The 14,748-nt window shown below is 51.0% G+C and carries 11 protein-coding genes; 6 read left to right on the top strand and 5 right to left on the bottom strand.

The genetic code is table 11. From position 1 onward, the window contains the following. Window positions 1-3: 3 nt before the first annotated feature. Genes COW20_17260 through COW20_17245 form a run of 4 tightly spaced genes read left to right on the top strand, consistent with a single transcriptional unit; the run spans window position 4 to window position 3,524 of the window. Entirely contained in the window at window positions 4-1,626 is a 1,623-nt protein-coding gene (locus COW20_17260; GenBank protein PIW46229.1) for a hypothetical protein, read from the top strand. Beyond that, the gene (locus COW20_17255; GenBank protein ID PIW45992.1) at window positions 1,616-2,650 is read left to right on the top strand and encodes a threonylcarbamoyl-AMP synthase; all 1,035 of its coding nucleotides are present in this window, start codon (window positions 1,616-1,618) and stop codon (window positions 2,648-2,650) included. Before COW20_17260 ends, COW20_17255 begins: the two co-directional genes overlap by 11 nt. After that, window positions 2,647-3,264: a hypothetical protein gene (locus COW20_17250; GenBank protein PIW45991.1), complete on the top strand. Its 618-nt coding sequence runs from the start codon at window positions 2,647-2,649 to the stop codon at window positions 3,262-3,264. The genes COW20_17255 and COW20_17250 overlap by 4 nt, the downstream gene beginning before the upstream one ends. A gap of 8 nt (window positions 3,265-3,272) precedes the next feature. Continuing rightward, window positions 3,273-3,524 carry a hypothetical protein gene (locus tag COW20_17245; protein ID PIW45990.1) on the top strand — a complete coding sequence of 84 codons (252 nt, stop codon included), beginning with the start codon at window positions 3,273-3,275 and terminating at the stop codon, window positions 3,522-3,524. A gap of 45 nt (window positions 3,525-3,569) precedes the next feature. Here COW20_17245 and COW20_17240 read toward each other — a convergent pair whose 3' ends face one another. From COW20_17240 to COW20_17225, 4 genes are all read right to left on the bottom strand, one after another. Beyond that, window positions 3,570-5,297 (bottom strand): hypothetical protein, encoded by a 1,728-nt coding sequence (locus COW20_17240; protein ID PIW45989.1) that lies wholly within the window; start codon window positions 5,295-5,297, stop codon window positions 3,570-3,572. A 132-nt stretch (window positions 5,298-5,429) separates the two neighbouring features. Beyond that, on the bottom strand, window positions 5,430-6,668 hold the full coding sequence (locus tag COW20_17235) for an acetyl-CoA acetyltransferase (protein ID PIW45988.1): 1,239 nt from the start codon (window positions 6,666-6,668) through the stop codon (window positions 5,430-5,432). A gap of 24 nt (window positions 6,669-6,692) precedes the next feature. Next, entirely contained in the window at window positions 6,693-6,995 is a 303-nt protein-coding gene (locus COW20_17230; GenBank protein ID PIW45987.1) for a hypothetical protein, read from the bottom strand. A 54-nt stretch (window positions 6,996-7,049) separates the two neighbouring features. After that, window positions 7,050-8,915 carry a hypothetical protein gene (locus tag COW20_17225; protein ID PIW45986.1) on the bottom strand — a complete coding sequence of 622 codons (1,866 nt, stop codon included), beginning with the start codon at window positions 8,913-8,915 and terminating at the stop codon, window positions 7,050-7,052. 173 nt (window positions 8,916-9,088) lie between these two features. On the opposite strand from COW20_17225, the gene xdhB reads away from it, so the two are divergent. Both xdhB and COW20_17215 read left to right on the top strand, forming a co-directional pair. Then, window positions 9,089-11,428 (top strand): xanthine dehydrogenase molybdopterin binding subunit, encoded by a 2,340-nt coding sequence (xdhB, locus tag COW20_17220; GenBank protein PIW45985.1) that lies wholly within the window; start codon window positions 9,089-9,091, stop codon window positions 11,426-11,428. 2 nt (window positions 11,429-11,430) lie between these two features. Continuing rightward, entirely contained in the window at window positions 11,431-12,519 is a 1,089-nt protein-coding gene (locus tag COW20_17215; GenBank protein PIW45984.1) for a choline monooxygenase, read from the top strand. Window positions 12,520-12,612: 93 nt separating this feature from the next. Here COW20_17215 and COW20_17210 read toward each other — a convergent pair whose 3' ends face one another. Further along, window positions 12,613-14,499, bottom strand: coding sequence for a hypothetical protein (locus COW20_17210; GenBank protein ID PIW45983.1), 1,887 nt, complete (start codon window positions 14,497-14,499; stop codon window positions 12,613-12,615). Between the last annotated feature and the right edge of the window lie 249 nt (window positions 14,500-14,748).

Below are 14,748 nucleotides of genomic sequence, written 5' to 3'. Positions count from 1 at the left end.
CCGATGATACGTCTGACAGAATTTAAACTGCCACTGGAACACAGCGAGGCAGAATTGCGTGAAGCCCTGCTCCAACGCCTGGAGATTCAGGATTCAGATTTGCTCGAAATCAAAATTTTCCGGCGCGGGGTCGATGCCCGCAAGCCCGAAGCGATCAAATTTATTTATACCCTGGATCTGGGGGTGCGTCAGGAGCAAAAACTGCTCAAACGCTTTAAAAAAGACCGCCGGATAGGCCCGACCCCAGATACCCGTTACCGTTTTGTTGCCAAAGCCCCTGAAAACCTGAGCGAACGCCCGGTGGTGGTGGGGTTTGGGCCTGCGGGCCTGCTGGCGGGTTTGGTCTTGGCCCAGATGGGCTTTCGCCCCCTGATTCTGGAACGGGGCAAAACCGTGCGTGAGCGTACCAAAGACACCTTTGGGCTTTGGCGCAAAAGCAAACTGCACCCTGAGTCGAACGTGCAGTTTGGTGAGGGCGGAGCCGGTACTTTTTCCGATGGCAAGCTCTACAGCCGGATTCAAGACCCCAAACACTATGGGCGCAAGGTGCTTGAAGAGTTTGTCAAAGCGGGAGCACCTGAAGAAATTCTCTATGTCTCCAAGCCCCATATTGGCACCTTCCGGCTGGTGAGCATGGTCGAAAAAATCCGGGCTGAAATTCTCGCCTTGGGCGGTGAAATTCGCTTCGAAAGCCGGGTAGATGATCTGCTGATTGAAAACGGTCAGCTGGAGGGGCTGGTGCTGGCCAATGGCGAGCAGATTCCTGTGCGGCACCTGATTCTGGCCGTGGGGCACAGTGCCCGGGATACCTTTGAAATGCTCTTCAAGCGGGGGGTCTATATTGAACCCAAGCCCTTCTCGATTGGTTTTCGGATAGAACATCCGCAATCGATCATCGATCGCAGCCGCTATGGCCCCCTGGCTGGGCATCCCCTCTTGGGAGCCGCTGATTATAAACTGGTACACCATGCCAGCAATGGGCGTTCGGTTTACAGTTTCTGCATGTGCCCAGGGGGCACGGTGGTGGCCGCCACCTCTGAGCCCGGCAGGGTGGTCACCAATGGCATGAGCCAGTATTCACGCAAGGAACGCAATGCCAACAGCGGGATTGTGGTGGGCATCAACCCCGAAACCGATTATCCGGGCCACCCCTTGGCGGGAATTGAATTGCAGCGCAGATTGGAATCGCTGGCCTATGAACTGGGCGGCAGCAATTACCAGGCACCGGGGCAATTGGTGGGGGATTTTCTGGCAAACCAGCCCTCTACTGAGTTTGGGCAGGTGATTCCCTCCTATACCCCAGGCGTGCATTTGACCGATTTGAGCAAAGCCTTGCCTGATTTCGCGATTGAGGCCATTCGCGAGGCCCTGCCTGTTTTTGCGCAGCAAATCGAGGGCTTTGATAAACCCGATGCCGTGCTGACAGGGGTTGAAACCCGCACCTCTTCTCCGATTCGGATCAAACGTGAGCAAGAAAGTCTGCAAAGCCTGAATGTCAAAGGGCTTTACCCCACGGGGGAAGGGGCGGGCTACGCTGGAGGGATTCTTTCAGCGGCGGTCGATGGCATTCGCGTGGCGGAGGCCTTGGCTTTGGACCTTTTGCAAGGAAACCCCCATGCAGACTGAGCTGCTTTTGCCTGAGCCAGAGGTTTTGGCACGGGCAGCCCACTTGCTCCAGCAGGGAGAAGTGGTGGCCATGCCCACCGAAACGGTCTATGGTCTGGCGGGTTCGCTCTGGAGTGAAGCCGGCCTGATGCGCATCTTTGCCTGCAAGGAACGCCCGCGTTTTGACCCTTTGATTGTGCATCTCAGCCCTGAAATGGCCAAAGATTCTGAATTTTTGGCTCAGTTGGTAAATTTTTCAGCCATGAGTCCGCTTTGGCGCCGCGAAGTCGAGCAACTGATGCAGGCCTTCTGGCCCGGCCCTTTGACCCTGGTTGTGCCCAAACAGCCCAAGGTCTCGGATTTGGCCACTTCGGGGCTTGAAACGATTGCCTTGCGGGTGCCTGCCCACCCGGTGGCCCAGGCCCTGATCCAGGCTGCAAAGGCCCCTTTGGCAGCCCCCAGTGCCAACCGTTTTGGCCGCATCAGCCCGACTTCGGCCCAGGATGTGGCGGCTGAACTGTCGGGACGGATTCCCCTGATTCTTGAGGGCGGTCCCTGTGCCGTGGGGCTGGAATCGACGGTTTTGGGCTGGAATGAAGCCCATGAACCCCTCTTGCTGCGACCGGGGGGCGTTTCGGCTGCTGAACTGGAGGCTGTTGTGGGGCGCGCGCTGCAGCTCAATCCACCTCATCCGGCAGAAGTGCTGGCCCCTGGCATGCTGAAAAATCACTATGCGCCGCGCAAACCGCTTTTTCTGCTGCCGTCTGGCTGGGCCCCCCATCAGCCTTTGCCCCAGCCTCAAACCGGCAACCCTGCGCTTTTATTGCTCAGCGGCTCTGCCCAAGCCCTTTCTGCGCAATTGGGCTGTGAAGTGCAGACCCTCAGTGAAACCGGCGATTGGGCAGAGGCAGCCCGCTCGCTGTTTGCCACCCTGCGGGCTTTGGATGCGGGCTTGGCTGATTATCTGCTGGTGGAATGCCCCCAGCAAACGCTGGGTCTGGGCTATGCGATTGCCAACCGTCTGCGCAAAGCCGCTGGGGTGTGAAACGTTTGGATTGGCGGGTTTTAGGTCCGCGCTTGATTTTTCTGCTTTTCTTTGTTTTGCTTCCCGCTGGGGTCGTTTTTTCTTTTTATCATTCAAGCCTTCTTTTTCAGACCCCTGTTTCCAGCCTTGATTTTAACAATCCCCGTGCGGTCTCTCATTGGCTGCTGGCCCAATTTCAAACCAAAATATCAGAATTGGATGAACTTCGTTTGACTGCCCAGTATGAAAAGGGAGCTTTGCGTGTTGAAACCTATCAGATGGCCGTCTATTCAGCACATGAGGGAGAAGTTCAGAAAAGACCCGCTCAAAAGGGAGCGCGCTTACTTGAGTTGAAAGTAAAGTGCCAGCAAATTTTAGCGCGCCAGCTTTCTGAACGCGAGCGTTTTCAAGATCGGCCTGACTGGGATGCTTTTTATGAGTATTTGCTTTCGCTTACCATCGGTCAGATGATGAATGAAAGCCCAGGATTGTTTCTGGATCATGACACGTTGGATTTAGAAGTCTGCTGGCCGCTACACAATCTTGAGGCCCGTATCCGAGAACAGGGTCTTCAGAAGCAGCGTTTTCAAGTGATTCTGGATGCACAGTGCCGACTTTTTTTAGAAGCCGTTTAAGGCTAAAATTGAGAACCAGACAAGGAGCAGGCTATGGCAATTTGGTGCATTTTGCGGCTTTCAAGGCCCATATCGGCTTTTATCCAGGGGCGGCAGGCATTGCGGCCTTTGAAAGTGAGCTTCAGGCCTATCAACACGCCAAAGGATCGGTTCAGTTTCCTTTGGGGCAGCCCCTGCCTTTGGAGTTGGTCAAGCGCATTGTGCGTTTCAGACGGGCTGAAAACCTGAACAAAGCAGCCCAAAAATCAGCAAAAAAGTAAAAGCCCGCTGAAGCAATTCTTCAGCGGGCTTTTCAATCGCTGGATTTAGTAGGTGGTTCCAGTCTGGGGATAGGGCATATTGGTCTGTGGATAGAGGCTGCCACCGGTTTGGGGCTGGGCATAGCCGTAGCCAAAGTCGCCACTGAAATTGCCGAAATTACCTTGGTTATTGCGGTAGTTCAGGTCGTATTGGTGGTGCATAATCAGACCATTGTCACCCACGATGATGCCATTGCCATTCTGAACCACGTCAATACCATTGAAGGCCTGGGGCAGGGCTTTGACATTGTAATCATGGCTGGGAGCCAGAGTAGAACCATCGGTTCTCATCAGGTTGCCATTGATCTGGTTATTGGCGGAGAGGTCGAGCGCTGCCGTAATGGTGGCGCCCAAAACCCAACCATCAGTAGGGCTCAGCATGCCCACGGCATTGAAGGTGACCTGCTCAAAACGCTTGTCAATGCCATCAGCCATGGGAACTTCAGCCCAGATATCGTTGATGGCGTCGTATTTGAAGATCGCGCCCCGTTTGCCGGTTAAGCTGCTCAGGACGGGATCATATTCACCCACGGCCCAGCCCACAGAAGAATTGGCCATTTTGATGCCGCGAATGCTGTAACGGCCGGTGGGGCGTTTCCAGTCAATCAAATTATTGGTAAAACGATCCTTGACCCAGGTGGTGCCATTGAAACGGTAGATGGTGGGGCGCTCAAGATTGCCAGAATCTCCGCCGACCCAAACATTGTTGGGGCCAACTACACTGATGGTATTCAGGGGTTTTTCAATGCCAGAGGCCACGGGCTGCCAGCCCATGGGGCCCGCCAGACGCAGGACCACGGCACTGCCACCACTTTCACCGGCAATCCAGCCGATACCAGGGGCGAGCATATCAATCGATTTAAAGGTGCCATTGACGGGAACAGGAACACGTTCCCAACGGCCGCTGATATAGTGCAGAATCAGATTGTCACCGACGGCCCAGCCTTCATAATTGCTGATCATATCGATGCTGTAGATATTGGCACCATTGGTCATGGGGGTCAGCTGTTGGGTCAGGTTATACCAGGTGCCCTGCAGAAAATGCAGCACGGTGCCACCTGCGCCTACGGCCCAGGCTTCGGCATCATTGACCAGTTTGACCCCATAGAGATTGGCTTGGGTGGGAGAGGCCATCTGTTGCCAGATGAAATTGCCAGGGGTAACTTTGACGACCATGGTGGCGGCGACGCCCCCAATCGAAGCGATGACTTGGGTGGTTCCTTCACGGACGGGGGTGAAAATGCCTGCGCTTGAGATCGTGCCCACGTCGCGATTGGTAGAGGTCCAATTGAGATTGGTGAAATTGCTCAGGAGCTGACCGTCATCCAAGGTAATTTCAACACTGAATTTTTTGGTGGTGCCAATCGGCACGCCCATTTCATTGGCGGCGGGCTTGGTGGGTTTGGGAGCAGCCGTTGCAGCGGCAGTACCAGTGGCCGCAGGAGAAGGAGAGGCAGAGGGAGTCGCAAGTGGAATGGTGGTATCTTTGGGGGCTTCAAAAGCCATATCGAAACGGATATCGGTTGCACTTTTGCCTTCAGGCAGGGTGGGTTGTTTATTGTCGAGAATGACTCTGGGAAGCACGGCTGAACGGGTGACGGTTGGAGCCGGTGCCTGCTGTACGGGAACATACTGAGCACTGGTAATTGGATTGCTGTAACCGCCGCAGGCAGTTAAAAGACTGCTGGCGATCAAACCGGTCAGGATACGCTGGATGCCTTGAATACGTTTCATATTTGTTTCACTCTCTCTACAAAAAGACTCTCTCTGAAATACTTATGCCCTGATCGAGGCGGGAGCTTGCGGTAGATTACCTAAACTTAATTTGAATTTTAGCCATCAATAAATTTAAATTTGATTTTTAATTTAGATCCGCTCAATGATCGTGGCAATTGATTGCCCGCCCCCGATGCAGAGGGTAATCAATGCAGTGCCCAGCCCCTTGGCTTCAAGGGCGTCTAAAACTGTGCCCAGAAGGATGGCGCCTGTGGCCCCCAAGGGGTGCCCCAGGGCAATGGCGCCGCCCCAAATATTCACTTTTTCGGGGCTAAGATTCAAAGCTTGCATGGTTTGTAAGGGCACCACTGCGAATGCCTCGTTGATTTCCCAGAGATCAATATCTGCGACCGACATGCCTGCCTGCTTGAGTGCTTTTTGAGAGACCTCAGCCGGGCCGGTGAGCATAATCAGCGGTTCACTGCCGTGGGTGGCCATGGCCCGGATTTTGGCACGGGGTTTGCATCCATTTTGTTGAAGATAGCGGTCTGATACCAATAAAACAGCAGCTGCTCCATCGACAATTCCGCTTGAATTACCGGCGGTATGCACGTGTGGAATGGTTCCCGCCTGTGGGTATTTCAGCAGGGCAATATGATCCAGGGTTTCGCCTTGGGGGCCGACAGCCATTGCTCCCATTTTTTCAAAGGCGGGTTTTAAGCTGGCCAGACCTTCCAGCTGGGTATCGGGGCGGGGATATTCATCTCGCTCAAGCAAAATCGCTCCTGTTTCAGGATCTTGAACCGCAAACAGGCTGCGCTCAAAGACTCCGGATTCAAGGGCTTTGGTTGCTTTCTGCTGGGATTCCAGTGCAAACTGATCCAAGTCTTGACGGTTGAAACCATAGAGTTTGGCGATTAAATCAGCACTGATGCCCTGAGGCACTTGCGGTGTTTTCAGGCGCAGACGCAAATGGTTGCCATCAATACCACCTCCATCAGCCCCCAGCGGCACCCGAGACATACTTTCGACACCGCCTCCAATTACAACCTCCTGCATACCCGACATAATGCCCATGGCGGCAAAATTCACAGCTTGCAAACCTGAGCCACAAAAACGATTGAGGGTGACCGCTGAAATCTCTTGGGGCCAATCCGCCGAGAGCAGGGCATTGCGCGCCAGATTGGCGCCTTGTTCGCCCACTTGCGAAACGCAGCCCACAATCAGATCGTCGACGTGTTTGGGATTGAGTTGGCTGCTGCTGGCGAGATGCTTCAGAGTTTGGGCCAAGAGTTCCTGGGGGTGCAAACCTGAAAGCGCTCCCTGATCTTTTTTTCCTTTTCCACGCGGGCTGCGTACGGCATTGAGAATATAGGCGTTATGGGGCATCGGAATACCTTTCTTTGCAAGGGATTATGGGCTTTTGTGAACGGTTTCAGCCTGGATATGAATCACAGGGCCTTCACTGAAAAGCGTTTCTGTCACAGGGGCTTCTTGAGGGGTGGCAAATGCGTTTTCTGTTTCTTGCGCCATTTGCTTGAGCTGTTTTTCAGTTTTTTTCCAGAGGTGGCGCAGGTAGAAATAAGCTGCGGTAAGCCCCAAGGCGCCGAGCAAAAACAAGCCCGCGAAACCCATTAATATCAGGTGCGCGTATCGAATTGCAAGAATCAAGATCGCCGTCCAGAGCAAGACAGTCAGCCAGAAACGCCATTTCATGGAGCATTCCTCCTGTATCAGCTTGTTTCAGCATAACATAAGCCTTGAAAAGGATTATAGTCGGTCCTGAAGTCTTTCTTCGAGAAGATTGAGGCTTTTCAAGGCGCCACGGTAATCCAGAAAGCGTATTTCCTGCTCAAGTCGGTTCAATACTTCCTGAACCTGCGCGTTTTCGAGCAGGCCTTGAATGCGGGGCAAGACCAGCAGTGCATCCAAACTGTTCTCTTCCAAGAGCCGTTTGAGATGAGTCAAGAGCTTTGGCAGTGTGAGCAAGGCCGACTCCTCTGGCGGCATTTCTGAGTCGGGGGAGAGCTCTTGTTTTGCGGGACATTGCAGCATGAGATCCTGAGCGCGACAGAGCTGAGCTGAAAGACTGGAGAGCAAACTGTAGAGTTCGATTGGTTTGGGAATATGCTCATCCATGCCAGCCTGGAGGCATTTCTCTCGGTCCCCTTTTAAATTATGGGCAGTGACAGCAATCAAGGGAATATTTGACCATTCTGAACGGGAGCGGATTTTAGCGCAAGTTTCGAAATCTTCTTTGTCCAAAAGGTGGATATCCATTAAAATAATCTCGATCGCCGGGTTTTCTTGCTTGAGACGTTCGAGTGCTTCTGTTCCCTGCTTTACAACCTCAACCTGCATGCCTGCCAAACCAAGCATTTCTTGCAGTATTTCCTGGTTTTCGGCCCTGTTTTCAACGATCAGAACGGTTCGGCCTTTTAAACAGTTTGCAAAATACAAGTGATCTGGCAGGGGTTCTGATTGTGTCTTTAAACTTTGAGCGCTTGGCGGTAAATTGAAATTCAGCGTAAAACTGAAAACACTTCCTGCGCCAGGTGTGCTGCTCACTTCAATTTCTCCCCCCATGCGGTGCACCAAAAAGCGGCAAATGGCCAAACCCAAACCAGATCCTCCATACTTGCGCGTTGAGCTGTCATCGACCTGGCTGAAACTGTGAAAAATTGATTCGAAATTTTCAGGGACAATGCCAATGCCTGTGTCGGAAACACTGAACTGAATACAAATTGAGCTGTTTGTTTGTGAAATTTTGCTTATTTTTAAGCCAATCGTTCCTTTGTCTGTAAACTTGATGGCATTTGAAAGTAAATTATTTAAAATCTGATTGAGTCTCAGTGCATCTGCATAGAGGGTCTTTGGAATTTCAGGATCCAGGCTGAGTTCAAAGTTTAACCCTTTGGTTAGGATACTTTGAAGATACTGATCTTCAAGATTTTTGAGAAAGGATGGCAATTCAAAGCTCTGGACTTCCAATTGCATTTTGCCGGCCTCGATTCGGGAGAGATCGAGAATATCATTGACCAGGGCCAATAACTGCTTGGAAGAAAAAATCACCTTGTCGAGATAGCCTGATACGCGGGCAGGGGGTTCGGCCAATTGGGCCAATTGTGTAAAACCTAAGATTGCATTGAGGGGGGTGCGGATTTCATGGCTCATATTGGCAAGAAAACTGCTTTTTGCGCGGTTGGCTGCTTCCGCTTCTTCTTTGGCTCGGCGCAGATCCGCTTCAATTTTCTTGCTTTGGGTGATATCAGTGACGATCATGATCGCGCCTGCATAATGTGCTTCGACCTGAAAAGGGATCAATTTGGTGCGATACCAGCAGACAGGCAGGTCGGCGCCATAGTTTGAAAGATCGACTTCCATTTCATAGGCCTGGGGAGTGCCTGTGGTTTGAATTTTTTTCAGGGTTTCCTGCATCAGTTCAATCTGATTGGCTTCAAGGTTTTCAAAGGCTGAGCGCCCCATATAATGGGCAGTGGGGAGGTGGGTTGAACTGCGGTTGATATAGCGTATTCGGGCATCCTGATCGAGCACGATAATGATATCATCCGTATTTTCAGTCAGCGCTTTCCAGTTTTCCTGACTGAAAATCTGATCGCGATAGCTTTGACCCATTCCGTTTCACCCATTCAGGTATTTTCTGGAACTCAGTTGTACGACAAGCGCAACATGTCTTTATTCTAACCTGAGTATCGGATAAAATCATCTGCTCTTGCCCGCCCTTCAAGCGCCGTCTCGGCTTGTAATTCCTTTGCTATAATGAGGGAAATTCCCCAGGAGAAGCGTCTATGTCTCAGAAACCCATTTTCCACGACTCAGCCAAAGGCCATGTAAGCGGCGAATCGATTTTTTTAGACGATCGTCCACTTCAGCGGGGGGAATTGCATGTGGGGCTGGTGCTCAGCCCTGTGGCCCATGGCCGGATTCGATCTGTGGATACTTCAAAAGCGCTTGATTTGCCTGGGGTTGCAGGGGTGTTTACAGCGGCAGATCTTCATCACAATCTTTGGGGAACGATTATCCAGGATCAGCCCTTGCTGGCCGATCAGGAGGTCTGCTTTCTGGGGGAACCCATCGCTGTTGTCGCTGCTGAAGACCGGAAAACCTTGCTGGCTGCAAAAAAATTAGTCCAATTGGATATTGAGCCCTTGCCTGCGATTTTGACGATTGACGAAGCGCGGGCTGCAGAGGCCTTTATTGCGGTTGAACGCACCATTTTACGCGGTGACCCTGATCAGGCTCTGGCGCGTGCCCCCCATCGTTTGGAGGGGGTTTTCGAAAACAAAGGGCAGGATCATTTTTACCTGGAGTCGCATATCTCGATTGTTTATCCGCTTGAAAATGGCCAATTGGAAGTGCATGCCTCTTCACAGCATCCGACGGAAGTCCAGCATTTGGTAGCAGAAGCCTTGGGTTTGCAACAGAACCAGGTGACCTGTATTGTCAAACGCATGGGCGGGGGCTTTGGCGGCAAAGAGTCTCAGGCCGCTACTTTTTCGGTTTATGCCGCCTTGGTGGCTCAAAAGCTGAAGCGGCCTGCCCGTTTGGCCCTGAGCAAAGACGAAGATATGCAATCTACAGGCAAACGCCATCCCTTTAAAGATTGGTATCGGGTGGGGTTTGATGCCGAAGGCCGGATTTTAGCTTTGGATGTCCGTCTCTTTGCCGATGGCGGAGCCTATGCGGATCTTTCGACTTCGATTCTGGAACGTGCCATGCTCCATTCTGACAATGCCTATTACTTGCCCGAAGCTCGGCTTGTGGGAAGAATTTGCCGCACGCACAATACGCCACATACGGCTTTTCGCGGCTTTGGCGGCCCCCAAGGTGTGGCCATGATTGAGAATATTCTTGAAGAAATTGCGCTTTACTTGGGCAAAGATGCGCTGGATATCCGTCTTTTGAATATCTATCAAGGCGAAAAGAATCTCACGCCCTACGGCCAGAAAGTTGAAAACAATACCCTGCCCGAACTGTTTGCCAAATTGAGTGAAACTTCTGCTTACCGCACCCGGCGTGCTGAGATTGAAGTTTTCAATGCGCGCTCTCAAACCCAATTGAAGGGATTGGCACTGACCCCCGTCAAATTTGGGATTTCGTTTACCACCCGCTTTCTGAACCAGGGCAATGCCTTGGTCAATGTTCACCGTGACGGGACAGTACAGGTGGCTACAGGCGCCACAGAAATGGGACAAGGGGTCAATACAAAAATTCAACAGATCGTGGCTGAAGCGTTTGCGATTGCGCCTGAGGCGGTGATCCTTCTGCCGACCTCCACCGATAAAAATCACAATACTTCGCCTACTGCAGCCTCAAGTGGTTCTGATATCAATGGCGCTGCGGCTGAATTGGCCTGCGCCCAGATTCAGGAACGTCTGAAGGCTTGCCTGGTAAAGCATTGGCAGCAACCTGAGCGGGGCCCCCTTGAAGAAATCAGTCTGAATGGTCAGGAAGAAACTGGAAACCTGGCTTTTGAAGCCGGTTATATTGTGAATACTCAGCAGCCTGAGCAGCGCATGTCCTTCGTCGAGGCTGTCAATCTGGCTTTCCTCAACCGGATCAGTTTAAGTGGCTATGGTTTCTATCGTACGCCGATCCCCGGTTATGACCGGGATCGGGGCCAAGGGCATCCTTTTCTGTATTTCACCAATGGCGTGGCTGCCAGTGAGGTGCAGGTGGATCGCTTTACCGGGGAATTGAAAGTTTTGCGTACAGACATTCTGATGGATTTGGGCCGCCCGATCAATCAGGGCATTGACCATGGGCAGGTGACCGGCGCTTTCGTTCAGGGAATGGGCTGGGTGACCACTGAAAATCTGGTGTATTCCTCTCAGGGAGCGCTTTTATCGCATTCTCCCACCACCTATAAAATTCCCAATATTCAGGATACCCCGCGTGTCTTTAAGCTTGAATTTCTTGAAAATTTTGAACCCACCAATGTGCGGGGCAGCAAAGCGGTGGGCGAGCCTCCCTTGATGTTGGGCATCTCTGTTTGGGCTGCCGTCAAGAATGCTTTAAGTTATGCGAAACCGGGTCAAATTCCTGAATTGAAATTGCCAGCCAGTGCTGAAGAAATTCTGATGGGCTTAAAAGCCCATCAAAAGCAGGAAGAGAGTGTTGTTGTTTAAACATGTTGTTCTTTGAGATCGATTCAGATATCTCTGTCGCTGAAACCTTGCCAGCTGAAGCCTATCGCAGCCAAAGCCTGCATGAACAATTGATAGAAAGAGTGCTTGCTCCCAGTTGGCAATGGTTTGGCAGTGCTTCTCTGCTTTCAGAGGTGGGGCAGGCCATTCCCTGGTCCTTTTTACCAGGCAGTGTACAGGAACCTCTGCTTTTGACTCGCGACACACAGGAGCACCTGCATTGCCTTTCCAATACCTGTACCCACCGTGGCAGTATCTTGCTTGATCAACCCTGTCAAGGGCGTTTTCTGCGCTGCCCCTATCACAACCGCAGCTTCGAATTGAATGGCAAATTTCGTGCCATGCCAGGTTTTGAGGATGTGAAAAATTTTCCGACTGAGCGCGACTCGCTTCCCCGTGTGCCCTTTGAGAACTGGCAGGGCTTTTTATTTGCCGCTCTGCAGCCTTCTCTTAAGTTTGCAGATTGGATTGCGCCCATTCAGGAGCGCTTGGGCTGGGTGCCCTGGAAAGAGTTTCAATTCAGTCAGGAGCGCTCTCGAGATTATCTGCTGAAAGCCAATTGGATGCTCTATGTGGATAATTATTTGGAGGGGTTTCATATTCCCTATGTACATCCTGCCTTGGCGCAGGTTCTAGATGCTGATACCTATGAGGTCATGCCTTTGCCCTGGGGGGTTCTCCAGATTGGTTTTGCCTCTGATCCAGCGGTTCCTGTCTTTGATTTTCCCTCTTTTCATCCGGATGCCGGGCAAAGAGTGGCAGCCTATTATTTTTGGCTGTTTCCAAACCTGATGTTGAATCTTTACCCTTGGGGACTTTCAGTGAATATTATTTTGCCCCAGGCGGTTGATCAAACCTTGGTGCGTTATCAGACCTTTCTTTGGAAGCCTGAATTCTTGGGGCAGGGCGCTGGCGCAGATCCTGGTTTGGTTGAGCAGGAAGATCAGCAAATTATTGCGCGGGTGCAGGCCGGTATTCAATCGCGTCTTTATCACCGGGGGCGCTATTCACCGAGCCAGGAAACAGGTGTGCATCATTTTCACCGACTCTTGGCCCAGGTCCTTCATGCTTAAAAATAGAGGCAATCAAGTTATTTGTGTGGCAGTCTGAAAAAAGAGCGCTTTTACTTAGTAAAAGCGCTCTTTGACTCTTTGACAATCAGACGATCAATCCAATGCGTCGGTATCCACGTCGGGTTCTTCGGCCATGGCGCCCTCAGGGCCAATCAACATGCCCTGACCCTCGCCTTGCCAGTCTTCGAAATCAATATCATCCGTTTCACCATCGCCGAGTTCAACATCATCTTTTGAGTAATCGGCTTCACTGCCATCGTCATTGACACGCTTGACTTTTACATCATATTTGTCTGCGCCCCCTCCCGAATCACTGACTTGGAGTTTGCCTCCGACTAAATCTGTGCCCAGTTCTTCGTCATTGTCTGCATCCAGATTTTGGACTTCAAACTCATAGTCTTTGCCATTGGGATTGTCAAAACCATAGCTGAAGACGGGCGATTCTTTATCCGGTGAATTGCCGGGTTTGTATTTCATACTGTCACCATCCGCTGGCAAAGTGAGCGTGTCTTCTTGATCGGGGTCGAGGTCAATTTTGTCGATTTTCATGGATTTGCCCTGGCCAAAAATAGACACCCCGACATTTTCTGCCTGCTTGAGGTCTTTGCCTGAAACTTTGATCTCAAAAGCTTTTCCTGTGGGCACCTGAATCACGGGAGCTGAGGGCCTATCTCCTGACTTCAGCACGGATTTATCGTATTTAAAGCTGGCACCGGGTAGATTATTGACCCAGCGCTGCGTTTTTTCATCCCAGCCGATAAATTTACTGGGGTCATTTTTATCCACAATTTTGATATGGGCATTGCCGGAATTGCCTGCGTTGAGGAAAATCTGTTTGGATTTCTCTTCGACGGCTTCAGGCTGATCACAATAGGGGCAGGTGGCTTTTGAAAGGCGCGCTGAGAGCAAGGTGAATTCGAGCGTTTTGGATTCGGCATCCCCTTTCCAGGCGTCTGCTTTTTCAGTGGGGTTGGTGGCACCAAAATTGTAAATCCAGGTATTGGCTTGGGTATCTACTTCAATATAGCGTTCCTGACCTGGCCAGTTATTGTCATACATCAGAATATGTTGAATGCCATTTCCCTTATCCACAATGGCATAGGGGGTGGTGGCATGTCCCCCCTTGCCATCAGGCGCATAAAATCCCAGGGTGACTGGATCTTTCTGCTGATTGCTGAGATAGGGTTTGAGTTTTTCAATAATTTCGACAGGGGTCCCCTTGATGGTGGCCTTGGCGACTTCCTGGGTATATTGATAGGCGAAATAATAACCAATTTTTTCTTTTACTGCGCTGTTATAGCTGAGATCAAAGGTTTTTGTTTTGCCTGCTTCAAGCGGGTTAATCGATTCAATGCCTTTGAACAAAGCCAAAGAGAAAACCGCCATGCCTTCGCATTGACCGCCGTTCATGCCTGTATTGATTTGATCTTGCCATTTTTTTGCGGCAGGGGTGGGTACGCAATTGCTGCCAGAGGTGGTTCCTGTGCAGACCTTATCGTCGCCGAACATTTTTTGCATGCTGCTGAGCGTGAGATAGGCTGTAGCGGGATTGGCGGGGTCATATTTGTCGGTATCGCCATTGGCAAAGCCAAATCCGTTGACTTTCACTGCAAAGCCCAGATCGGCGAGAGTGCCTGAATTTGAAGGGGGATTGTTAGTATTTGTTGTATTTGAACCGGAGCTGGAATTGCCGCTATTGCCTGAATCTGTACTCGGCAATTCACCCGTATCGGTACTGGGCAGTTCGCCTGTTTCTGTGTCGGTCAGCTCACCTGTTTCGGTGCTGGGCAGCTCGCCTGTTTCTGTTGTAGGCAAAGTGCTGTTTTTACCTGAAGTTGGATTCGCCGTATTGCCTGAGTTTGAGGCTGTGGTCGGTTTGGCTTGTAAATTTGCCGGAGTAGTGGCCTGGCAACCTATTAGCAGACTCAGGGAAAGACCAGCCAGGGTAACACTGAGTGGGGCATAGAATTTCTTTTTCATTTCAGCACAAAACCTCTTTTTTGCTTTGTAAATTGGCGAGGAGGCGCCAACTCTTTTTTTCAGGGGTGAAAGTTATAAGTAAAAAATTCTTACATAGAAAATCTTTCTTGACAAGATCTGTTTAGAATAAGGGAGTTTTGGGCTGAAAGAGTTAGCTGAAAATTCAATTTGATTTAATCTGAAGATAATCACGAATAATCGTTTATCTGAGATAATCAAATTATCCAAAAGAAAAGCATCCAGGAGTAG

Source organism: bacterium (Candidatus Blackallbacteria) CG13_big_fil_rev_8_21_14_2_50_49_14 (assembly GCA_002783405.1).
Lineage (GTDB): Bacteria > Cyanobacteriota > Sericytochromatia > UBA7694 > UBA7694.
This window is presented reverse-complemented; position numbering and strand designations above follow the sequence as displayed.